This window comes from Pseudomonas corrugata (assembly GCF_050920615.1).
Taxonomy (GTDB): domain Bacteria; phylum Pseudomonadota; class Gammaproteobacteria; order Pseudomonadales; family Pseudomonadaceae; genus Aquipseudomonas; species Aquipseudomonas corrugata.
Window position 1 is genome coordinate 5,745,204 of sequence record NZ_CP130434.1, and the last position, 21,800, is coordinate 5,767,003.

21 protein-coding genes are annotated in these 21,800 nt (G+C 60.8%); 17 read left to right on the forward strand and 4 right to left on the reverse strand.

The genetic code is table 11. The features are described from left to right. The first annotated feature begins 254 nt into the window (after positions 1-254). The 10 genes from QZH45_RS25655 to QZH45_RS25700 all read left to right on the forward strand — a co-directional run bounded on the left by QZH45_RS25655 (position 255) and on the right by QZH45_RS25700 (position 13,380). The gene (locus QZH45_RS25655) at positions 255-1,652 is read left to right on the forward strand and encodes a polynucleotide adenylyltransferase PcnB (RefSeq protein ID WP_024779593.1); all 1,398 of its coding nucleotides are present in this window, start codon (positions 255-257) and stop codon (positions 1,650-1,652) included. A gap of 3 nt (positions 1,653-1,655) precedes the next feature. After that, positions 1,656-2,141, forward strand: a complete 486-nt coding sequence (folK, locus tag QZH45_RS25660) for a 2-amino-4-hydroxy-6-hydroxymethyldihydropteridine diphosphokinase (protein ID WP_024779592.1) — start codon at positions 1,656-1,658, stop codon at positions 2,139-2,141. A 363-nt stretch (positions 2,142-2,504) separates the two neighbouring features. Beyond that, a complete protein-coding gene (gene panB, locus QZH45_RS25665) occupies positions 2,505-3,305 on the forward strand; it encodes a 3-methyl-2-oxobutanoate hydroxymethyltransferase (RefSeq protein WP_024779591.1) in 801 nt (266 codons plus the stop codon). Further along, positions 3,302-4,159, forward strand: coding sequence for a pantoate--beta-alanine ligase (panC, locus tag QZH45_RS25670; protein WP_024779590.1), 858 nt, complete (start codon positions 3,302-3,304; stop codon positions 4,157-4,159). Before panB ends, panC begins: the two co-directional genes overlap by 4 nt. Before the next feature lie 203 nt (positions 4,160-4,362). After that, on the forward strand, positions 4,363-4,743 hold the full coding sequence (gene panD, locus QZH45_RS25675; RefSeq protein WP_007963888.1) for an aspartate 1-decarboxylase: 381 nt from the start codon (positions 4,363-4,365) through the stop codon (positions 4,741-4,743). A gap of 348 nt (positions 4,744-5,091) precedes the next feature. Beyond that, positions 5,092-6,756: a glucose-6-phosphate isomerase gene (gene pgi, locus QZH45_RS25680; RefSeq protein WP_024779589.1), complete on the forward strand. Its 1,665-nt coding sequence runs from the start codon at positions 5,092-5,094 to the stop codon at positions 6,754-6,756. 124 nt (positions 6,757-6,880) lie between these two features. After that, a complete protein-coding gene (gene acs, locus QZH45_RS25685; RefSeq protein ID WP_024779588.1) occupies positions 6,881-8,818 on the forward strand; it encodes an acetate--CoA ligase in 1,938 nt (645 codons plus the stop codon). 196 nt (positions 8,819-9,014) lie between these two features. Next, complete coding sequence (locus QZH45_RS25690) at positions 9,015-10,031, forward strand: class I SAM-dependent rRNA methyltransferase (protein ID WP_055137428.1); 1,017 nt, start codon at positions 9,015-9,017, stop codon at positions 10,029-10,031. Between the two features lie 117 nt (positions 10,032-10,148). After that, positions 10,149-13,082, forward strand: a complete 2,934-nt coding sequence (locus QZH45_RS25695; protein WP_055135084.1) for a DUF748 domain-containing protein — start codon at positions 10,149-10,151, stop codon at positions 13,080-13,082. A 1-nt stretch (position 13,083) separates the two neighbouring features. After that, positions 13,084-13,380 carry a DUF2845 domain-containing protein gene (locus tag QZH45_RS25700; RefSeq protein WP_053192127.1) on the forward strand — a complete coding sequence of 99 codons (297 nt, stop codon included), beginning with the start codon at positions 13,084-13,086 and terminating at the stop codon, positions 13,378-13,380. Positions 13,381-13,683: 303 nt separating this feature from the next. Here QZH45_RS25700 and QZH45_RS25705 read toward each other — a convergent pair whose 3' ends face one another. Together QZH45_RS25705 and QZH45_RS25710 are read right to left on the reverse strand one after the other, a co-directional pair. Beyond that, positions 13,684-14,037 (reverse strand): BON domain-containing protein, encoded by a 354-nt coding sequence (locus tag QZH45_RS25705; protein ID WP_024779584.1) that lies wholly within the window; start codon positions 14,035-14,037, stop codon positions 13,684-13,686. Between the two features lie 272 nt (positions 14,038-14,309). Next, positions 14,310-14,726 (reverse strand): pilin, encoded by a 417-nt coding sequence (locus QZH45_RS25710; protein WP_055135086.1) that lies wholly within the window; start codon positions 14,724-14,726, stop codon positions 14,310-14,312. Positions 14,727-14,950: 224 nt separating this feature from the next. On the opposite strand from QZH45_RS25710, the gene pilB reads away from it, so the two are divergent. The 5 genes from pilB to yacG are packed head-to-tail and all read left to right on the forward strand — an operon-like array spanning position 14,951 to position 19,579. Continuing rightward, complete coding sequence (pilB, locus tag QZH45_RS25715; protein WP_053192129.1) at positions 14,951-16,651, forward strand: type IV-A pilus assembly ATPase PilB; 1,701 nt, start codon at positions 14,951-14,953, stop codon at positions 16,649-16,651. A gap of 2 nt (positions 16,652-16,653) precedes the next feature. Next, the gene (locus QZH45_RS25720; RefSeq protein WP_024779581.1) at positions 16,654-17,871 is read left to right on the forward strand and encodes a type II secretion system F family protein; all 1,218 of its coding nucleotides are present in this window, start codon (positions 16,654-16,656) and stop codon (positions 17,869-17,871) included. A 1-nt stretch (position 17,872) separates the two neighbouring features. After that, positions 17,873-18,742 (forward strand): prepilin peptidase, encoded by an 870-nt coding sequence (locus QZH45_RS25725; protein ID WP_055135083.1) that lies wholly within the window; start codon positions 17,873-17,875, stop codon positions 18,740-18,742. A 10-nt stretch (positions 18,743-18,752) separates the two neighbouring features. After that, a complete protein-coding gene (gene coaE / locus QZH45_RS25730; protein ID WP_055135082.1) occupies positions 18,753-19,376 on the forward strand; it encodes a dephospho-CoA kinase in 624 nt (207 codons plus the stop codon). Next, on the forward strand, positions 19,373-19,579 hold the full coding sequence (yacG, locus tag QZH45_RS25735) for a DNA gyrase inhibitor YacG (protein WP_024779578.1): 207 nt from the start codon (positions 19,373-19,375) through the stop codon (positions 19,577-19,579). Before coaE ends, yacG begins: the two co-directional genes overlap by 4 nt. Positions 19,580-19,583: 4 nt before the next feature. On the opposite strand, the gene QZH45_RS25740 is transcribed toward yacG, so the two are convergent. Together QZH45_RS25740 and QZH45_RS25745 are read right to left on the reverse strand one after the other, a co-directional pair. Then, positions 19,584-19,799 (reverse strand): hypothetical protein, encoded by a 216-nt coding sequence (locus tag QZH45_RS25740; protein ID WP_024779577.1) that lies wholly within the window; start codon positions 19,797-19,799, stop codon positions 19,584-19,586. A gap of 63 nt (positions 19,800-19,862) precedes the next feature. Next, on the reverse strand, positions 19,863-20,549 hold the full coding sequence (locus QZH45_RS25745; protein WP_024779576.1) for an energy-coupling factor ABC transporter permease: 687 nt from the start codon (positions 20,547-20,549) through the stop codon (positions 19,863-19,865). Between the two features lie 334 nt (positions 20,550-20,883). On the opposite strand from QZH45_RS25745, the gene QZH45_RS25750 reads away from it, so the two are divergent. Beyond that, the gene (locus QZH45_RS25750; protein ID WP_024779575.1) at positions 20,884-21,510 is read left to right on the forward strand and encodes a DUF1780 domain-containing protein; all 627 of its coding nucleotides are present in this window, start codon (positions 20,884-20,886) and stop codon (positions 21,508-21,510) included. Between the two features lie 98 nt (positions 21,511-21,608). Further along, positions 21,609-21,782 (forward strand): DUF3094 domain-containing protein, encoded by a 174-nt coding sequence (locus QZH45_RS25755; RefSeq protein ID WP_003185543.1) that lies wholly within the window; start codon positions 21,609-21,611, stop codon positions 21,780-21,782. Positions 21,783-21,800: the final 18 nt, after the last annotated feature.

The following is a 21,800-nucleotide window of genomic DNA, read 5'->3' on the forward strand; positions in this document are numbered from 1 at the left end:
GACGCGGGCACTCAACAAAAACAAGAAGCCCGAAACCAATAATAAAAACAGAGCATGCAACTAATTCTGGGGGAGCTTCGGCTCCCCTTGTGGTTTCCGACGTTCCACCGCCCCAGGCCTACAAGGCCTGTAGCTTAAAGCTTGCAGCTCAATCTGCTGCGTCCTACACGATCCCCTGACTAAATGCTAGAATCACCGCCCATCATGCGGTCATTCTTCGTTTTGGCCGAACATTCCTTCAAACAGTGCATCCCATGCTGAAGAAGCTGTTCCAGTCATTCCGTTCTCCCTTGCGTCGTACGCAACACATCCGCAGCACGCCTGAAGTGCTCAACAGCGGCCAGCATTCATTGCAGAAGGCCCAGTTCAGCCGTTATGCGGTGAACATCGTCGAACGCCTGCAGAACGCCGGCTACCAGGCTTACCTGGTCGGTGGTTGCGTGCGCGACATGCTGCTCAACATCACTCCCAAGGATTTCGATGTGGCCACCAGCGCCACGCCGGAACAGGTCCGGGCCGAATTCCGCAACGCGCGAATCATTGGCCGACGCTTCAAACTCGTCCACATCCACTTCGGTCGCGAGATCATCGAAGTGGCGACGTTCCGCGCCAACCACCCGCAAAACGATGAAGAAGAAGACAGCAACCAGTCTTCTCGCAACGAGAGCGGGCGCATCCTGCGGGATAACGTCTACGGCACGCTGGAAGAAGACGCGCAACGTCGCGACTTCACCATCAACGCTCTGTATTACGATCCGGTGAGCGAACGTATTCTCGATTACGCCAACGGCGTACATGACATCCGCAATCACCTGATCCGTCTGATCGGCGATCCCAAGCAACGCTACCAGGAAGACCCGGTACGAATGCTGCGGGCCGTGCGTTTCGCCGCCAAGCTGAACTTCGGCATTGAAAAACACAGCGCCGCGCCGATTCGCGACCTGGCACCGATGCTGCGGGAGATCCCTTCGGCGCGGCTGTTCGAGGAAGTGCTCAAGCTGTTCCTGTCAGGCAACGCGGCGGACACCTTCGAGATGCTGGTGGACCTGCAGCTGTTCGATCCGCTGTTCCCGGCCAGTGCCGAGGCGCTGGAGCACAACCCGACCTACACCCATACCCTGATCAGCGAAGCGTTGATCAACACCGACCTGCGCATCAAGCAGAACAAGCCGGTGACCCCGGCCTTCCTGTTCGCCGCCCTGCTCTGGCCGGCCCTGCCGGCCCGGGTACTGCGCCTGCAGGACCGCGGCATGCCGCCGATCCCGGCCATGCAGGAAGCGGCCCACGAGTTGATCGCCGAACAGTGCCAGCGCATCGCGATTCCGAAGCGCTTCACGATGCCGATCCGCGAAATCTGGGATATGCAGGAGCGCCTGCCCCGTCGCAGCGGCAAGCGTGCCGACCTGTTGCTGGACAACCCGCGCTTCCGCGCCGGCTACGACTTTTTGCTGCTGCGTGAAAGCGCCGGCGAACAGACCGATGGCTTGGGCGAATGGTGGACCGATTACCAGGATGCCAATGACAGCGAGCGCCGCGAGATGATTCGTGAGCTCAGCGGCAAGGAAGACGGCGCCAGCGGCCCACGCAAGCGTCGTCGCAGCAGCGGCGCCAAGCGTAAGCGTGCCGGTGTGCCGAGCGCATCGGGCGAGTAATCGATGGAACGCATCTATATCGGTATGGGCAGCAACCTGGCCGAACCCGCGGCACAACTGCGCAGCGCTCTCCAAGCGTTGGCCAGCCTGCCCGACAGCCGATTCTTCGGCGTCTCGGCGTTCTATCAAAGCGATTCATTGTTGCCAGGCCAGCCGCGCTACACCAATGCAGTGGCTGCGCTGGACAGCCAACTGGCGCCGCTGGACCTGCTCGACGCACTGCAAGCCATCGAAACCGGCCAGGGCCGGGAACGCCTGGAGCGCTGGGGCCCGCGCACCCTGGACCTGGACATTCTGCTGTACGGCGATCGGCTGATCGACGAGCCTCGGCTCAAGGTTCCTCACTACCACATGCACGCCCGGGCCTTCGTGCTGTACCCGTTGGCGGAGCTGGCCCCCGCCGACCTGCGCCTGGCTGACGGGCGCCTGCTGCCGGACCTGCTGGCCGCGTGCCCATTCGTCGGCCTGGAGCGCCTGCCCTCCAACTGACGAAGACCATCCCCTGTGTGCGAGCCTGCTCGCGATAGCGGTGTATCAGTCGACATTCATATTGACTGGCCCACCGCTATCGCGAGCAGGCTCGCTCCCACTGGGTCCAGTACCAGACAGTCACATTTCAGACGCGCCCCACGGCTGAAACGCATCAGTAACCCCGGTAACACCCGCCGGTAACACATCCAATTGACTTCCCCGGTGCTCCTCACGACTATAGGCGTCCCGTTGTCGCCAACGCGGCATTGAAGGGCGCAATCCAGGCCTTACAAGCACCACGCATAGAGGGTGCGCCTGTTTAAATGACGAATCATGCGCGTTACTCGCAGTAGTTCACGAGCGCCTAATGAGGACTTTTTCATGCCAGCTATTACCCTGACCACGCTGCAAGGTCTCAAGCAGAAAGGCGAAAAAATCGCCATGCTGACCTGCTATGACGCAACCTTCGCCCACGCCTGCAACGAGGCCGGTGTCGAAGTGCTGCTGGTGGGCGACTCCCTCGGCATGGTGTTGCAGGGCCACGACAGTACGCTGCCGGCGACCACCGCTGACATGGCCTACCATGTGGCCTGCGTCAAACGCGGTAACACCGACGCACTGATCCTCGCCGACCTGCCATTCATGGCCTACGCCACCCTCGAACAGACCATGACCAACAGTGCACTGCTGATGCAGGCCGGTGCCCACATGGTGAAGGTCGAAGGTGCGTTGTGGCTGGCCGAGTCGATCCGGTTGTTGGCCGAACGCGGCATCCCGGTGTGCGCGCACTTGGGCCTGACACCGCAAGCGGTCAACGTTCTCGGTGGCTACAAGGTCCAGGGTCGCAATGAAAACCAGGCACGGCAGATGCGCGCCGATGCCATCGCGCTGGAGCAGGCCGGAGCGGCGATGCTGTTGCTCGAATGCGTGCCCAGCGAACTGGCCGAAGAAATCACCCAGGCGGTGAAGATTCCGGTCATCGGGATTGGCGCCGGCAATGCCACCGATGGTCAGGTGCTGGTACTGCACGACATGCTTGGACTATCGCTCACGGGCCGCGCGCCGAAGTTCGTGAAGAACTTCATGACCGGACAACCCAGCATCCAGGCCGCCCTGAGCGCTTATGTGGCTGAAGTCAAAGCGACCACCTTCCCTGGCGCCGAACACGGATTCTCTGCATGAACACCGTCAAGACCGTACGTGAACTGCGGGCCGCCGTGGCCCGCGCCCGCAGCGAAGGCAAACGCATCGCCTTCGTGCCGACCATGGGCAACCTGCACAGCGGCCACGTAGCGCTGGTCACCAAAGCAGCGCAGCGAGCCGACTTCGTGGTGACGAGCATTTTCGTCAACCCGTTGCAGTTCGGTGCCGGCGAAGACCTCGACAAATACCCGCGCACCCTCCCGGCGGACCAGGAAAAGCTGCTCCAGGCGGGCTGCCATCTGCTGTTCGCCCCGTCCGTCGAAGAGATGTACCCCGACGGCATGGCCGGGCAAACCCGAGTCAGTGTGCCGCAATTGTCCGAAGGCCTGTGCGGCGCCAGCCGCCCCGGGCATTTCGAAGGCGTGGCAACGGTGGTCAGCAAGCTGTTCAACATGGTCCAGCCCGACCTGGCGGTGTTTGGCCAGAAAGACTTCCAGCAACTTGCGGTGATCCGCGCACTGGTCCATGACCTGAACATGCCGATCCAGATCATTGGCGAACCGACCGTTCGTGCCGAGGACGGCCTGGCGCTATCGTCGCGCAATGGTTTCCTCAGCCCTGAACAACGTGCCGTGGCGCCTGAGGTCTACCGCAGCCTCAGCCGCATTGCCGAAGCGATCCGACAAGGGCGACGGGACTTCCCGACCCTGATTGCCGAGCAGCTCAAGCAACTCGAAGCCGCGGGCATGCGTCCCGATTACCTGGAGATCCGCGAGGCCCGGACCTTGCGCCCGGCCACGCCTGAAGACCGCGACCTGGTGATCCTGGTCGCCGCGTTCCTCGGCACCACGCGGCTGATCGACAACCTGCACCTGGATCTGGACGCCGCCTGACACCATCCCCTCAGTGGAGCAAACTGTGGGAGCAAGGCTCGCCCGCGATGAAGTTAACACGGCCGGCCCTGGAACCGAGGTGACTGTATCGCGAGCAGACTTTGCTCCCACGGGCTCACCCACAGGGGATGGTGGAGCCATTGCCGCCCTGGCAGCCTTCGGGCAAACTGCCCGCCGTTCGGACCCGACCAGAGGAGAAACCCATGCACGCCATCATGCTCAAGGCCAAGCTGCACCGCGCCGAAGTCACTCACGCCGTGCTCGACTACGAAGGCTCCTGTGCCATCGATGGTGAGTGGCTGGACCTGTCGGGGATCCGTGAGTACGAGCAGATCCAGATCTACAACGTCGACAACGGCGAGCGCTTCACCACCTACGCCATCCGCGGCGAAGAAGGTTCGCGGATGATCTCGGTCAACGGTGCCGCAGCCCACAAGGCCAAGGTAGGCGACCGCGTCATCATCTGCGCCTACGCCCACTACAGCGAAGCGGAGCTGGTCAACTTCAAGCCCCGCATGCTGTACATGGCGCCGGGCAACGAGCTGAGCCACACCAGCAACGCCATTCCGGTGCAGGTCGCCTGACCTGCGCCATGCCCTTGTGGGAGCGAGCCTGCTCGCGATTGCGGTAATTCAGTTGACGTTGCTGGCGACTGACACACCGTCATCGCGAGCAGGCTCGCTCCTACAGTGAGTAATTCTTGTCCAAAAGAGTGCTTCGTCCTCCCGTCTGTCGGCCCTTTCCCACACCTGTTGTATAAAAAAGTACCGGGAACCGGTCTGACAAAGCCAAGACAGATCGCAACGCGAGGTTTACTGTAGTCGCCCTGCGCCCGCAGATCGCGTCGACGCAGTTGTCCGGACGCCCACCCTGGGCCACACCGGAATTTTTAATGTACAAAAGGTCGTTCAAGTAAAAGGAAACCCGCAGCGATGGCGTACTACCGAAACCCTCATGACGTGACCGCCCTGCCCGCCTGGCAGGCGCTGAATGACCACCGCAAGGCCATGCAGGATTTCAGCATGCGCGAAGCGTTCAATGCCGATCCGCAGCGTTTCAACCAATTCACCCTCTCGAGCTGCGGCCTGTTTCTCGATTATTCAAAGAACCTGATCACCACCCAGACCCGCGACTTGCTGGTGGGCCTGGCCAATGAAGTCGACCTCAAGGGCGCAATCAAGGCGCTGTTCGAAGGCGAAATCATCAACGCCTCCGAAAACCGTCCGGCCCTGCACACCGCCCTGCGTCGGCCGGTGGGCGACCGGCTGCTGGTGAACGGCGTCAACGTGATGCCGGATGTGCACAAGGTGCTGAACCAGATCACCGACCTGGTGGGCCGAATTCACGATGGCCTGTGGCGCGGCTACACCGAGAAACCGATCACCGACGTGGTGAACATCGGTATCGGTGGCTCGTTCCTCGGCCCGGAACTGGTGTCCGAAGCCCTGTTGTCCTACGCGCAGAAAGGCGTTCGCTGCCACTACCTGGCGAACATCGACGGCAGCGAGTTCCACGAGCTGACCATGAAGCTGCGCGCCGAAACGACGTTGTTCATCGTCTCGTCGAAATCCTTCAATACCCTCGAAACCCTGAAGAACGCCCAGGCCGCCCGCGCCTGGTACCTCGCCCAGGGCGGTTCCGAAGCGGAGCTGTATCGTCACTTCATCGCCGTATCGAGCAACAACGCAGCGGCCGTGGCCTTCGGCATCCGCGAAGAGAACATCTTCCCGATGTGGGACTGGGTCGGCGGGCGTTACTCGCTGTGGTCGGCCATCGGCCTGCCGATCGCCCTCGCCATCGGCATGTCGAACTTCAAGGAACTGCTGTCCGGTGCCTATTCCATGGACCAGCATTTCCAGAGTGCGCCGTTCGAACAGAACATGCCGGTGCTGCTGGCCTTGCTGGGCGTGTGGTACGGCAACTTCTGGGGCGCGCAAAGCCACGCGATCCTGCCGTACGACCACTACCTGCGCAACATCACCAAGCACTTGCAGCAACTGGACATGGAGTCCAACGGCAAGAGTGTGCGCCAGGACGGCACACCGGTTTCCACCGACACCGGCCCGGTGATCTGGGGTGGCGTCGGCTGCAACGGCCAGCATGCCTACCATCAGTTGCTGCACCAGGGCACCCAATTGATTCCGGCCGACTTCATCGTGCCGGTCGTCAGCTTCAACCCGGTTTCCGATCATCACCAGTGGCTGTACGCCAACTGCCTGTCACAAAGCCAGGCCCTGATGCTCGGCAAGACCCGCGCCGAGGCCGAAGCCGAGCTGCGGGACAAGGGCGCCAGTGAAGAAGACGTGCAGAAACTGGCCGCCCACAAGGTCATCCCGGGCAACCGTCCAAGCAATACCCTGGTGGTCGAACGCATCAGCCCCCGTCGTCTTGGCGCATTGGTGGCGCTATACGAACATAAAGTGTTCGTACAAAGCGTGGTCTGGGGCATCAATGCCTTCGACCAGTGGGGCGTGGAGCTGGGCAAGGAGCTGGGCAAGGGTGTCTATAACCGTCTGGTGGGCAGCGAAGAAAACGCTGCCGAAGACGCTTCGACCCAAGGTCTGATCAGCTACTTCCGTGGACGCCATCGCGGCTGATCCAAACGGCGCACTGCCCCTGTGGGAGCGAGCCCGCTCCCACAGTTATTTGTGCGTGGCTTGAACCCTCCGGCTACTCGGCGCATCTTTATGACTTGTCGCAAAACAAGAATAAGGAACCGTCATGTTCGATATCAGCCAGTACCCCCAAGCCGATGCCGTCCGCCGGGCTGCGCAACTGAGTCAGGACGAATACCAGCGGCTCTACAAAGAATCCACCGAACACCCCAGCGCCTTCTGGGCTGAACAGGCCACCCGGTTTCTCGACTGGATGGCGCCCTGGCAAACAGTCCAGCGATATGACCTCAAGAACGGCGACGCCACCTGGTTTGCAGGCGGCAAACTGAATGTCAGCGCCAATTGCATTGACCGCCATCTCGAAAAACGCGGCGACCAGACGGCAATCATCTGGGAAGGCGACGACCCCGCCGAATCGGCAGAAATCACTTATCGAAAACTTCACAACCAGGTGTGCCGCCTGGCCAATGTGCTGAAAAGCCGTGGCGTGAAGAAAGGTGACCGGGTCTGCATCTACATGCCGATGATTCCGGAAGCGGCCTACGCCATGCTCGCCTGCACCCGCATCGGCGCGGTGCATTCGGTGGTATTTGGTGGGTTTTCGCCGGATTCGTTGCGCGACCGGATTCTCGATGCCGATTGCCGCACTGTGATCACCGCCGACGAAGGCGTGCGCGGCGGGCGCTTCGTCCCGCTCAAGCGTAACGTCGACAAAGCCCTGGAAAGCTGCCCGAACGTCAGCACGGTCTTGGTGGTGGAGCGTACCCAGGCCGAAGTGAGCTGGGCCGAAGGTCGCGACCTCTGGTATCACCAGGCCATGCATGATGCCAGCGCCGACTGCCCGCCCGAACCGATGGACGCCGAAGATCCGCTGTTCATTCTCTATACCTCCGGCAGCACCGGAAAACCCAAAGGCGTGCTGCACACCACTGGCGGCTATCTGCTGCAGGCAGCCATGACGTTCAAATACGTGCTGGACTATCGCGACAACGAAGTGTTCTGGTGCACCGCCGATGTCGGTTGGGTCACCGGCCACAGCTACATCGTCTACGGCCCATTGGCCAACGGCGCTACCACGCTGATCTTCGAAGGCGTCCCCAGCCATCCCGACAGCTCGCGTTTCTGGCGAGTGATCGACAAGCATCAGGTCAACATCTTCTACACCGCCCCCACCGCCCTGCGCGCGCTGATGCGTGAAGGTGCCGGGCCATTACAGGTCACATCACGCAAAAGCCTGCGATTGCTCGGCAGCGTCGGGGAGCCGATCAATCCGGAAGCCTGGGAATGGTATTTCAACGCAGTGGGTGAGCAACGCTGCCCGATTGTCGATACCTGGTGGCAGACTGAAACCGGCGGCATCATGCTCAGCCCGCTGGTGAGCGCCCGGCGACTCAAGCCGGGCTGCGCCACCCGCCCGATGTTCGGCGTGCAACCGGTACTGCTGGACGAAACAGGCAAGGAAATCAACGGCCCCGGCAGCGGTGTACTGGCAATCAAATCCAGCTGGCCGGGACAGATCCGTAGCGTCTACGGCGATCATCAACGCATGGTCGACACCTACTTCAAGCCCTACCCCGGCTATTACTTTACCGGCGACGGCGCCCGCCGTGACGAGGACGGCGACTACTGGATTACCGGGCGCATCGATGACGTGATCAATGTCTCGGGCCACCGCATCGGCACCGCCGAGGTGGAAAGTGCCCTGGTGCTGCACGACAGCATCGCCGAAGCGGCGGTCGTCGGTTATCCCCATGACCTCAAGGGCCAGGGCATCTATGCGTTTGTCACGCCGATGAACGGGGTCGAGGCCAATGATGAATTGAAGAAAGAATTGCTGGCCCACGTCAGCAAGGAAATCGGCAGCTTCGCCAAGCCGGAACTGATCCAGTGGGCGCCGGCGCTGCCCAAGACCCGCTCGGGCAAGATCATGCGGCGCATCCTGCGCAAGATCGCCTGCAACGAACTCGACAGCCTCGGCGATACCTCGACCCTGGCCGACCCGAGCGTGGTGGAGGGGCTGATCGACAAGCGCCTGAATCGCTAGCGGACATGACGTTCCGCTGACTGATCGTTCCCACGCTCTGTGGGAGCGAGCCTGCTCGCGATAGCGGTGGGTTAGCTTGCAACGATTCTGAATGTATCGCCGTCATCGCGAGCAGGCTCGCTCCCACAGAGCGTGGGAACGATCCCTCCCGAAGCTGCTAAACTCCCGCGCCTCATTTCCTTTAGGCGCGCTTGGCATGTCTTCCTTGAATCAGGCGCTGCGCGCCGCCCTCGACCAACGTCAGGACCTGCTCAGCCAGTTGCATCAGCAAGGCACCGATTGCTATCGCCTGTTCCATGGCAGCCAGGAAGGCGCACCCGGCCTGACCGTCGACCGCTACGGCCCGCAATTGCTGGTGCAGAGTTTCCATCAGTCGCTGGAACGCGATGCCTTGTTGCAACTGCACGGCATCGTCAACGAAGCCTTGGGCCTCGACACCCTGCTGGTCTACAACGATCGCGCCCGGGGCAACTCTCGGATCGACCGCCAGGACACGGTCTATCAGGCCGAAGAAGCCGCCCTGCAAGACCTGGTCGGCCATGAGTGGGGCCTGAATTATCGCGTTCGTGGACGCCATGCCGGGCAGGATCCGCTGCTGTTTCTCGACCTGCGCAATGCCCGGGGCTGGGTCAAGGAACACAGCCGCGACAAAAGCGTACTGAACCTGTTCGCCTACACCTGCGGCGTTGGCCTGAGCGCCGCGGCCGGTGGCGCACGGGAGGTGTGTAACCTGGACTTTGCCGAAGGCAATCTCGCGGTGGGTCGCGAAAACGGCCAGCTCAACCCCTCGTTAGCGCCCATGGAGTTCGTGCAGTCGGACTACTTCCCGGCGATCCGCCAACTGGCCGGCCTGCCCATCAGCCAACGGCGCGGCCAGAAGCTGCCCAGTTACGTGCGCCTGGAGCAACGCCAGTACGACCTGGTGCTGCTCGACCCACCGGCCTGGGCCAAGAGCGCCTTCGGCACCGTCGACCTGTTGCGGGACTACCAGAGCCTGCTCAAACCGGCGCTGCTGACCACCGCCGAGAATGGCGTACTGATCTGCTGCAACAACCTGGCAAAGGTCTCCATGGACGACTGGCGCGAACAGGTGTTGCGCTGTGCGGAAAAAGCCGGCCGGCCAGTGCGCGAATGGAGCACGCTGCTCCCCGCCGATGACTTTCCCTCCATGGACGGTAACCCTCCGCTCAAGACACTGATCCTGCAGTTGTGAGCCAACCCCAGGACTCCTACGGAAAAAACGGACAAATCTCATAAATCCCAGTGGCTTCGGAACCGTAAACGCATGCCATACTCCAAGGCACTCCGATTCCACCAGATGAAGCCACACATGCTCAAAGGATTGCTGCGCGCCCTCGGCGCCCTGTTCACCGCACTGGCCCTCTACAGCCTGCTGGGTTTCCTTATATTGCCCGGCATTGCCTTGCGAATCGCCAATCAGCAACTGGCCGACCATGCCACGGTGCCGGCCCGGATCCAGCGCATCGAACTCAATCCGTTCAGCCTTGAAGTCACTGTCTGGGGCCTGAATATCGGCGAACCGGGCAAGGAGCAGGTGGGCTTCGAACGGCTGTACGCCAACCTGCAGATCGACAGCCTGTGGTCCGGCGCGCTGCACCTGGCCGACATCGAACTGGACAAACCCAGGACCGAGGTGGTGTTCGCCAAGGACGGCCAGTTGAACCTCCTGGGTCTGTTCAAGCTGCCTCCCAGCGAACCGACCCCGGCCGATCCCGAGGCCAAGCCGTTTCCCCTGCGGGTCGACCGGATCAAGCTGGCCACAGGCTATGTCCACTTCCAGGATCTTCGCCCCAGCGAGCCCATCGAGTTTCTATACGACGCCCTTGATTTCGAGCTGAAGAACCTCAGCACCCTGCCCGACGACAGCGCCGACATGACCCTGGTGGCCGCCGGCCCCGAAGGTGGGAGAATCGACTGGACCGGTAATTTCAGTCTTTCGCCGATCGCGTCCGAGGGCAAACTCAAGGTCACCGATGGCCAGATGAAACTCTGGTGGCCTTACGTCCGCGACGCGGTACCGCTGGTGCTGGAGAACGGGCTCCTCAACCTGAGTACCGACTACAAGCTCAACCTGGCCAAGGGCACCGAGCTGCTGCTCAACAACGTGGCCGTCAGTGTCGCGCCTTTCGCCATCAAGGCTCCGGATGGCCGTCCGCTGGCAAAACTCGAACGCCTTGATGTCAGCGAAACCACGGTGGACCTGGCGAAACAACAGGTGGTCGTGGGCAAGATCCGTAGCCAGAAGCTCGAAACCTGGGCAGCACGCGAGGCCGATGGCCAGTTGGACTGGCAGAAACTCTTCGCCAGCCAGCCGACAAAACCGCAGGTCAAGGTCGAACCGGCATCGGCCCCGGCAGCGGCCGATTCTCCAAAACCCGAACCCAAGGCCCCCGGCAAACCGTGGCAAGTGCTATTGAAGGATGTGCAACTACGCGACTACCGGGTGCATCTGGCCGACCGCCAGGCGCAACCCGCCGTGACACTGGACGTCGGCCCGCTGAACCTCGACCTGCAGAACTACGACACCCTCAACGGCTCGCCTTTTACCCTCAAGCTTGAGACCGGCGTGGGTAAGCAGGGCAAGCTCCTGGCCGACGGCGAGGTCAACCTGAACCCGGTCACCGCCAGGCTCAAGGTCAAGACCCAGGACATCGACCTGCGTGTCGCCCAAGCCTATATCACACCTTTCATTCGCCTGGAGCTTCGCTCGGGGATGCTCGGCAGCGACCTGGCGGTCGACCTCAAGAGCACCGCACCGCTGGCCTTCGCGGTCACCGGCCGCGCCCAGATCGACCAACTGCACACCCTCGACACCCTCAAGACCCGCGACTTCGTCAAATGGCAGAGCCTGGTGCTCGAAGGCCTTGATTATCAGCATGGCGACAGCCTGTCCATCGACAAGGTCAACCTGCTCCAGCCTTATGCACGCTTCATGATCAACGACGATCACACCACCAACATCGATGACTTGCTGGTCCCACAGCCTCCGGACAGCGGCACGAAGAGCACTGCAGCAAAACCGGCGTCCCAGGAAAAACCGCTGGGTATCCACATCGGCGCGATTGCCATCAACGACGGCTCGGCCAACTTTGCCGACTTCAGCCTGACGCCGAATTTCGCCACGGCCATCCAGCAGCTCAACGGTCAGATCGGCACCATCGACAGCCGCCAGGCCAAACCGGCCAGCGTTGACGTCAAGGGCAAGGTCGACCGCTACGCGCCCGTGACAATCAAGGGGGCTCTCAACCCATTCGACCCGATGGCCAGCCTCGATATCGCCACCAGCTTCAAACGGGTGGAACTGACGACGCTGACGCCCTACTCCGGCAAATTCGCCGGCTATCGCATCCGCAAGGGCCGACTCAATCTCGACCTGCACTACCGGATCTCCAAGGGTCAGCTCCAGGCCGAGAACAAGGTAGTGGTCGAGCAACTGCAACTGGGGGAAAAGGTCGACAGCCCGGACGCCGTGAGCCTGCCGCTGAAACTGGCCGTCGCGCTGCTGAAGGATTCGCAAGGCAGGATTTCCATTGAGCTGCCGGTGTCCGGCAACCTCAACGACCCGCAATTCAGTGTGATGCCGATTGTCTGGCAGACCCTGCGCAACCTGGTGGTACGAGCGGCCCAGGCGCCCTTCAAACTCATCGGCGGGCTGGTGGCTGGCGGTGGCTCGGAAGACTTGGGCAATGTCGCCTTCGCGCCGGGCTCCAGCGACCTGAGCCAGGAAAGCGAAGGTGTGCTGCTCAAGCTCTCCGAGGCACTGGCCAAGCGTCCGGAACTGCGCCTGGAAATCGAAGGCACAGCCGCCGAAAGCAGCGACGGGCCGCTGCTCGCCGGCCAGCGCCTGGAACGCGAATACCAGTACAACTACTACAAGATGCTGCAACGCCGGGGCGACAAGGTTCCGGCCAAGGCGGCGCTGCTGCAGGTGCCGGAGGACGAAAAGGCACCGCTGCTGGAAGGCATCTATCGAACCCGTCTCAAGGCCCAGCCGCCGGCCGAATGGACACAACTGGATAAAAAGGCCCGCATCGAGAAACTGCGTGAAGGTGTCATCAAGTTCTGGAGCGGCAGCGATGTATTGCTCCGCGAGCTGGGCCAGGAGCGGGCCAGCAGCATCAAGGACTTCCTGGTGGACAAGGGCCAACTGGCCGATGACCGTGTCTATTTCATCGACGCCAGCCTCGGCCAGGCCGAAAGCGACGGGCGTGTGATCACGCCTCTGCATCTGGATGCCGAATAGGATGAAGCTTCTCTACTGGCTCGGCCTGGGCTTACTGCTCAATACCCCCTACGCATCGGCTGCCGACACATTGCGTTGCGGCAGCCAGCTCATCAGCGTCGGCGACCGCTCGAGCGAGGTCCTGCAAAAGTGCGGGCAACCGGTGGCGCGGGATGATCTGGGCTACAAACGCAGCGTCAATCGCCGGGAGGAATACCCGGTGGAAGAATGGACCTATGGCCCCAACAGCGGCATGTACCAGTTCCTGCGCTTCGAGGGTAATCGACTGGTGCAGATCACCAGTCGGCGTGGGCATTGACCGAGGCTGGCCGTGGTACCGCCATCGCGAGCAGGCTCGCTCCCACAAGGGATCGGCGCCGACCTTGGATTGTGAGAACACCCCGGGCCAATGTGGGAGCGAGCCTGCTCGCGATGGCGATGGACCTGCCGATACCGTTGTCGGCTGATTGTCATCCACAATAAAACAGGCCCCCGGCAAAATGCCGGAGGCCTGTGGCGGCCACGTCCCTGTGGCCTTTCGCATGAACTCCAAAGCAACGGCAAACGTATGACTCAGCCCGTTTGCCGCGCCCTCTCCCAGTCCAGGCGAGAAGTCTTGGCCTTATTCGGCCTTCAGGCCATCAGCCGATACGGCTTTGACGCCTTTGATTTTCTTGGCGATCGCCACTGCGGTGGTTTTTTGCGCTTCGGTAATCGCAACAGTCGAAGACAGGGACACTACGCCTTTGTTGGTTTCAACCTTGATGTCGGAGCCTGGGATACCTTTTTCGGTAACCAGATCGGCTTTGACTTTGGTGGTGATCCAGGTGTCCTTGGTTTCTTCCTTGGCTTTAGTCACTTCACCAGCAGCCAGCATCATTGGAGCCTGAGTCGCTTGAGCAGTCTCGGCAAATGCGTTAGCCATGGTCAAGGTCAGTGCGGCAGCAGCAGCGGCAGTGATAGCGAACTTCTTCATACGAGTAACTCCTGTTTTTCTCAGAAACTGCCGGAGGTGGATCCCGGCAGGGTTATCAGGAGTAGTGCGAAGGATGTGCCAGTTTTGAGAATTTAATTAATTTGTTTAAAATCAATGTGTTAAGCGAAGCGGTCATTTTCATAATCTTGCAAAATGCATGACCTGCCAGTTATCTACATGCAACTTACCGGTTCTGTGTCCACTTCTAAGCTTATGAATCGCGAAGACTTTATGTGACGGGAGATGAATCCCGCCACATGATCAACTCTGAATCACGGCGCAGCTCCGGAGCCGGTGCAACCTGCCGGCAGAAACTCTTGGGCGGCAGTCGAGCCGCATGACCAGGCACCTGCCGCCGTGCGAGTGAGCGTGATGGTCTTGCCCATTACCTGACTGGGTGCTTTCGTGAGGGTGCATACAAGGGTTCCCCCGGCGGCGGCCGTTCCCGATACGGAAAACGTGCAGTTACTGGACGTCGGGAAGTCCATAAGGGCCGTTGTCGGGTCTGTACCTTGATTGACCAAATCTTCGTACTGCACCTTCATCGCGCTGATTTCCCCAAGCCCCGCCGTGGCCTTCGCCCGCGCCTGATACTTGGAATACTGCGGCAACGCAAACGTCGCCAGAATGCCGATAATCGCCACGACGATCAGCAGCTCGATCAACGTGAAACCATTCTGCTTGCTCATAGACATCTCCATTAACATGAGGCGAAATCTCATGCTTGGAGGGTGTGTTGCACGGCACATGCCAATCCCCGGCCCCCTGCCAGCAAGGGCTTCCAGCCCAAGGAAGCCCAACGTCCTACCCCAACATCCGCACTATCTGACGTTTTTTGTCACCCTGCTCCGCTGGTTTGGCGTCGATGCTTGACTAGGCTATAAGTCATGAACCGTCAGCAGTCGGGATCCCCATGAATGACATCGCCCTCAGCGGTTTGACCAAGCAACTGGTACTGGCCGAGCTGATCACCGAGCAAAGCGCGCAGCAGGCGCAGCAGCAAGCCCAACGCAACCGCATGCCCCTGGTCAGCTACCTTGTGCAGAACAGATTGGTCCAGAGTCGCCAGGTTGCTGAAATTGCCTCGGAGCATTTCGGCGTCGCCCTGCTGGACCTCAACAGCCTGGACAAGGAAAGCCAGCCCACCGGCCTTGTCAGTGAAAAACTGGTTCGGCAACACCATGCCCTGCCGCTGTGGCGGCGCGGCAACAAGCTGTTCGTGGGTATCTCCGACCCCACCAACCACCAGGCCATCAACGACATCCAGTTCAGTACCGGCCTGACCACCGAAGCCATCCTGGTAGAGGACGACAAACTCAGCGATGCCATCGAGAAGTTTTTCGAATCCAGCACCACCGGCCTGGAAGGCATGGGGGATGTCGACCTCGACGGCCTGGACATCGAGTCGGACGACGATCGCAAACAGGACGCCATTGCCGGCCAGGACGCTGACGATGCGCCGGTGGTGCGGTTCGTCAACAAGATGCTGCTGGACGCGATCAAGGGTGGCTCTTCCGACCTGCACTTCGAACCCTATGAGAAATCCTACCGGGTGCGGGTACGTACCGACGGCATGTTGCGGGAGGTGGCGAGGCCGCCGACCCAACTGGCCGGCCGCATCGCCGCGCGCCTGAAGGTCATGGCCAGCCTGGATATTTCCGAGCGGCGCAAGCCGCAGGACGGCCGGTTGAAAATGCGCCTGTCGAAAACCAAGTCCATCGACTTCCGGGTCAATACCCTGCCCACGCTCTGGGGCGAAAAAGTGGTGATCCGGATTCTCGACCCTTCCAGCGCGCAAATGGGTATCGATGCCCTGGGCTACGAACCGGATCAGAAAGAGCTCTACCTCGCGGCCCTCAAACAACCCCAAGGGCTGATCCTGGTCACCGGGCCGACCGGCTCGGGCAAGACTGTCTCGCTCTACACCGGCCTGAATATCCTCAATACCGTGGACATCAATATTTCCACCGCCGAAGATCCGGTGGAAATCAACATGGAAGGCATCAACCAGGTCAACGTGAACCCCCGCCAGGGACTGGACTTTGCCCAGGCCCTGCGCTCCTTCCTGCGTCAGGACCCGGACGTGATCATGGTGGGAGAGATCCGCGACCTGGAAACGGCGGAAATCGCCATCAAGGCAGCCCAGACCGGGCACATGGTGCTCTCCACCCTGCACACCAACAGTGCCGCGGAAACCCTGATCCGCTTGCAGAACATGGGCATCCCCGGCTTCAACATCGCCACGGCGGTCCACCTGATCATCGCCCAGCGCCTGGCGCGAAAACTGTGCAACCAATGCAAGAAGGCCACGGAGATTCCCGAGGAAACCCTGCTCAAGGAAGGCTTCCCCAAGGAACGCATCGGCTCGTTCACGATCTATGAGCCGGTCGGTTGTGAACAGTGCAACAGTGGCTACAAAGGACGCGTGGGGGTTTACGAAGTGGTGAAAAATACGCCCGAACTGCAACGGCTGATCATGGCCGAAGGCAATTCCCTGGAAATCGATCTGCAAATGCGCAAGGACGGGTTCAACGACCTGCGCACTTCGGGGTTACTGAAAGTGATGCAAGGGGTGACCAGCCTCGAAGAAATCAACCGGGTCACCAAGGATTGAATATGGCGGCCAAGGCAGTAAAAACCGATACCTATACCTGGGAAGGCAAAGACCGCAAGGGCGCGAAGATGTCCGGCGAGCTGACCGGCCAGAGCCCGGCCCTGGTCAAGGCGCAATTGCGCAAGCAAGGCATCAACCCGGGCAAGGTCCGCAAGAAATCCACCTCGATATTCAGCAAGGGCAAACGCATCAAGCCGCTGGATATCGCCCTCTTCACCCGCCAGATGGCGACGATGCTCAAGGCCGGTGTGCCCCTGCTGCAAGCCTTCGACATCATTGGCGAAGGCTTCGACAATGCCAACATGCGCAAGCTGGTAGACGAGGTGAAGCAGGAGGTCGCCGCCGGCAACAGTTTCGCCGCGTCGTTGCGCAAGTGCCCGCAATACTTCGACGAGTTGTACTGCAACCTGGTGGACGCGGGTGAACAGGCCGGTGCCCTGGACACCTTGCTGGATCGGGTCGCGACCTACAAGGAGAAGAGCGAAGCCCTCAAGGCCAAGATCAAGAAAGCCATGACCTATCCGGCGGCCGTCGTGCTCGTAGCGGCAGTCGTCACCGGCATTCTACTGGTCAAGGTGGTGCCGCAGTTCGAATCGGTGTTCTCCGGATTCGGCGCGAAACTGCCTGCGTTCACCCTGATGGTCATCGGCCTGTCGGAGTTCATGCAAGAGTCGTGGTGGCTGCTGCTGGGCGGGGCTGTGGGCACATTTTTTGGCGTGAAGTATGCGCTCAAGCGCTCCCAGGGTTTTCGTGACTGGCGTGATAAATGGCTGCTCAAGCTGCCGCTGGTGGGCACCCTGATGTACAAATCCGCGGTAGCCCGCTACGCCCGGACACTGTCCACCACCTTCGCCGCCGGCGTGCCACTGGTGGAGGCTCTGGACTCTGTCTCCGGCGCCACCGGCAACGTGGTGTTCAAACGTGCGGTCCAGCGCATCCGGCAAGATGTCTCGACCGGTATGCAGTTGAATTTTTCCATGCGTGCCTCAGGCATATTCCCGAACCTGGCGATCCAGATGACCGCCATCGGCGAGGAATCCGGAGCACTGGACGATATGCTCGACAAGGTGGCAGGTTTCTATGAGGCCGAGGTCGACAACCTGGTGGACAATCTCACCAGTCTGATGGAACCGTTCATCATGGTGGTCCTGGGGGTGGTTGTCGGCGGTCTTGTGGTTGCCATGTACCTGCCCATCTTTCAACTCGGCTCTGCGATCTGACATGCCCCTGAGCGAATTCTTCGTGCTTTATCCCATGGCCTTTGTGCTGGCGGCGCTATTGCTCGGGCTGATTGTCGGCAGCTTCCTCAATGTCCTGGTGTGGCGGTTGCCCAAGATGCTCACCCGGGAATGGCGGCTGCAAGCCCACGACCTGCTGGGCCTGCCCGCCGAAACACCCGGCCCGGCCTACAACCTGATGCTGCCTCACTCCCATTGCCCTCACTGCGGCCACCGCATCCGGGCCTGGGAAAATATCCCATTGCTCAGTTACCTCGCACTGCGTGGTCGCTGTTCCAGTTGCGCGGCCCCCATTGGGCGACGGTATCCCCTGACCGAGCTGGCCTGCGCTGCGCTGTCGGCCTTCGTCGCCTGGCATTTCGGCTTTGGCTGGCAGGCCGCGCTGGTGATGGTCCTAAGCTGGGGCCTGCTGGGCATGAGTCTGATCGATGCGGAGCATCAGCTACTGCCCGATACACTGGTGCTGCCGTTGTTGTGGCTGGGGCTGATCGTCAACAGCTTCGGGCTGTTCGTCTCGTTGAACCAGGCGGTATGGGGAGCGGTGGCCGGCTATCTCGCGCTGTGGTCGGTATTCTGGATCTTCAAGTTGATCACCGGCAAGGAAGGCATGGGCTACGGAGACTTCAAGCTGCTGGCGATGCTGGGGGCCTGGGGCGGCTGGCAAATTCTGCCGCTGACGCTGCTGCTATCGTCGCTGGTGGGCGCCGTGATCGGAGTCGTTGTGTTGCGCATGCGAAGTGCCCCGGCTTCGACGCAGATCCCCTTCGGGCCCTATTTGGCCATTGCCGGCTGGATTGCCTTGCTCTGGGGTGGTCAAATAACCGACTTCTATTGGCACTCTGTCGGTTTCTAATGATTTCTCTATGAACAATCCCATGGAAAAACCCTGGATTCTTGGCCTGACCGGCGGTATCGGCAGCGGTAAAAGTGCTGCGGCCCAGCATTTCATCGACCTGGGCGTGCATGTCATAGACGCTGATCATGCGGCGCGCTGGGTAGTCGAGCCGGGGCGTCCGGCGCTGGCAAAAATCGCCGAACACTTCGGTCCGGACGTGCTGCAGGCCGACGGCACGCTGAATCGCGCGGCCCTGCGCAAACTGATTTTCGAGAACGCCGATGAGCGGCGCTGGCTCGAGACCCTGCTGCATCCGTTGATCGCCGAGGAAATTGCCCATCACCTGGCCCAGGCCCGGTCGCCGTACGCAATACTCGTCTCACCACTGTTGATCGAGTCAGGGCAGTACGCCATGACCCACCGCATCCTGGTGATCGACGCGCCTGAACCACTTCAGATCGAACGGACCTTGCAGCGCGACCAGATCAGCGAGCAACAGGTCCAGGCGATACTCAAGGCACAGTCCAGCCGCCAGGATCGCCTGAACCATGCCGACGATGTGGTCGTCAACGACCGCGACCTCGCCTGGCTGCACAGTGAGGTCGAACGCCTGCATCATTTTTACCTTACATTGCGTGGAGGCCAATCATGAGCCAGACCCCAACCGTTGACTGCCCGACCTGCGGCGCCCCTGTCGAATGGAGCCCGGAGAGCAAGTTCCGACCATTCTGTTCCGATCGCTGCAAACTCATCGACCTGGGCGCCTGGGCGTCGGAAGAACACAAGATACCCGTCAGCCCCGACGCCGAGGACGAACTGTTCAGCGAAGATTTCAACCCCCGTTCACACCACTAGCGGCCTAAGGCCGCATGAAACCGTAGTCCTGTTTTTCGTCGAGATTTTCCGCCAGGAAGTTCAACTCATCGGCCAGGTCCTCGGCGCTGCGCACTGTCTTGCTCTGTTGCACAATCGCACTGAGCAAGGCTCGCAGGCTCAGGCCCGGATCGAAACCGATTTCCATAGCGGCATCGTGGCTACGCCTGATCTCTTGTCTCGCCCACTCATAAACACCCATCGTTATGCTCCTGGAAGTTTTCCAGAGCATGAGCGGCGCCTGCCTGCACGACCTTGATATGCATCAAGACTTGTCGTCATCCTTCCAGGGTGCCGACAGATAGCGCGTGCGGTTGAAGGTTTCCAGCCATTCGGGACTGAACACTACCAGCGCACTGATCACCATGCCGTTGATGAACGCTTCGGGAAAAATGATCAACCAGAGATAGCCGACGAAATCGCTCAGCCAGTAAGGCATGGCGAACACCCCGTCGTACCACAACAGACCAAGACCCAGCAGCAGGCACAGCAATGCCGACAGGGCTGCGGCGAGGAACCCCGAGCAGAAGATATACACGAACAGGTTACGTGGCTGGGCACGCTCCACCAGGACCGCGCAGGATTCGGTGACCAGCACCGGCAACAAGATCAACAACACTCCGTTGACGCCCAGCGCCACCATGTCCTGACGCCCCAGCAGCACCAGTGCAAGCTGGGCAATGAGGCCGCCAACGATTGCCAACGGCCAGTCCAGCAACAGCGTCACGGCAGTCATGCCGATGAAGTGATAGGACACACCGGTATCGAAATCCCGTCGCACCAGCCACAACATGAACAGCGCCAGCACCGTGCCAAACAGCAGGTGCTGGCGACGGCTGTCGGTAAACAGCTCCACCCACGGTGCTCGCCATACCGCCCAGGCCAGCACCGGGACGTAGATCAGCCAGCCAGCCGCAAGTGTCTGGGGTGAGAGCAGTTCGGCTCCGATCATGGGGACTACACCTTTCGCTTGTTTTTTCCAGCAGCCGGCACAGTGCATTCCCGTCGGACTGCGTAGGAGCCGTCGAGCGAAGCGAGGCTGCGATCTTTTCCCAGACACTTGAGTTCCAAGTGAAAGATTAAAAGATCGCAGGCTTCGCCAGCTCCTACAACCTCAAACTCTTTTGGGCGCGCTACGCACGCCAGCGGGGATAAATCCCCTCGCCACAAGAATTGTGCACAGTTTTATGTCTCTATCGACACGTAGAGTCTACACCCCACTCATAAGACTCATTCATAAACGCAACGCTTCCAGCTTGTCGCAATTGAAAGCTAAGCTTGAGCTCATGGATGATTCCGATTATTTACGCCTGCTGACCATCGCGGCCGAGCAAGCCAACGCCTTTCTCTCCAATGCCCGCAAATGGGAGCGTGAGCGTTGGGTCTGCCAGCGACTGCTGCAAGGGCTGAACGTGCCCTACCGCGCCGACGAATTCACCCCCGCCGGGGAGCCGCCGGACGTGTTGTTCCGTGACGCCAACTTCGAGGTGTTCTTCGTCCTCGACGAGGGCCGCCGGCTCAATGACGAATGGCGCGATGAACTGCAACGTCGCCGCAGTGCATTCTCCCTGAGCCAACTGGTGCGCCGCGAAGCCAAGCCCAGGCGGATCCCGGCCAACGAGTTCCTGCTGAGGCTGGCGCCGACCCTGCGCAAGAAAGCCCACAATTACACCGAACGCGGCATGGACCTGGGAGAACTGGACATCATTGCCTTCGCCAGCCTGAAGCGTGAAGTGCTGGACCTCAACAGCCATTTCCCGCCGCCAACCGAATACCTGCGCCAGGGCTGGCGCTCGCTATCGCTGGTGGGGCCGACCTTCGCCCGGGTGCTGTTCGCCCACCCCGACGCGCCGGACTTCCTGCGAGGCAACCTGGGGCGCAGCATCGTGTTTGATGTGGGGATCAGCCTGTGAATCATCACCGCGTCCACCGAACGGCTATGCTGTTCGCAGCCACAAACAATCCCCTGTAACGTACACGCACTTCGCAACGTCTACCTGACGAGGCCTTTATGACCAGCCGCCTGAACCCTGACGACCAGAAGCATGTCGAAGAGTACCTGCAACTGTCCCAGCACCGAGTCGAGCGCCGGCCTTTCCGGCCGTGGATGCTCCTGGTGGTGGTACTGGCCGTGACGATCGGCCTGGGCCTGTTGAGCCGACTGATCAGTTACCTGACGCTATGAGCTGCCTGCTATCGAGGG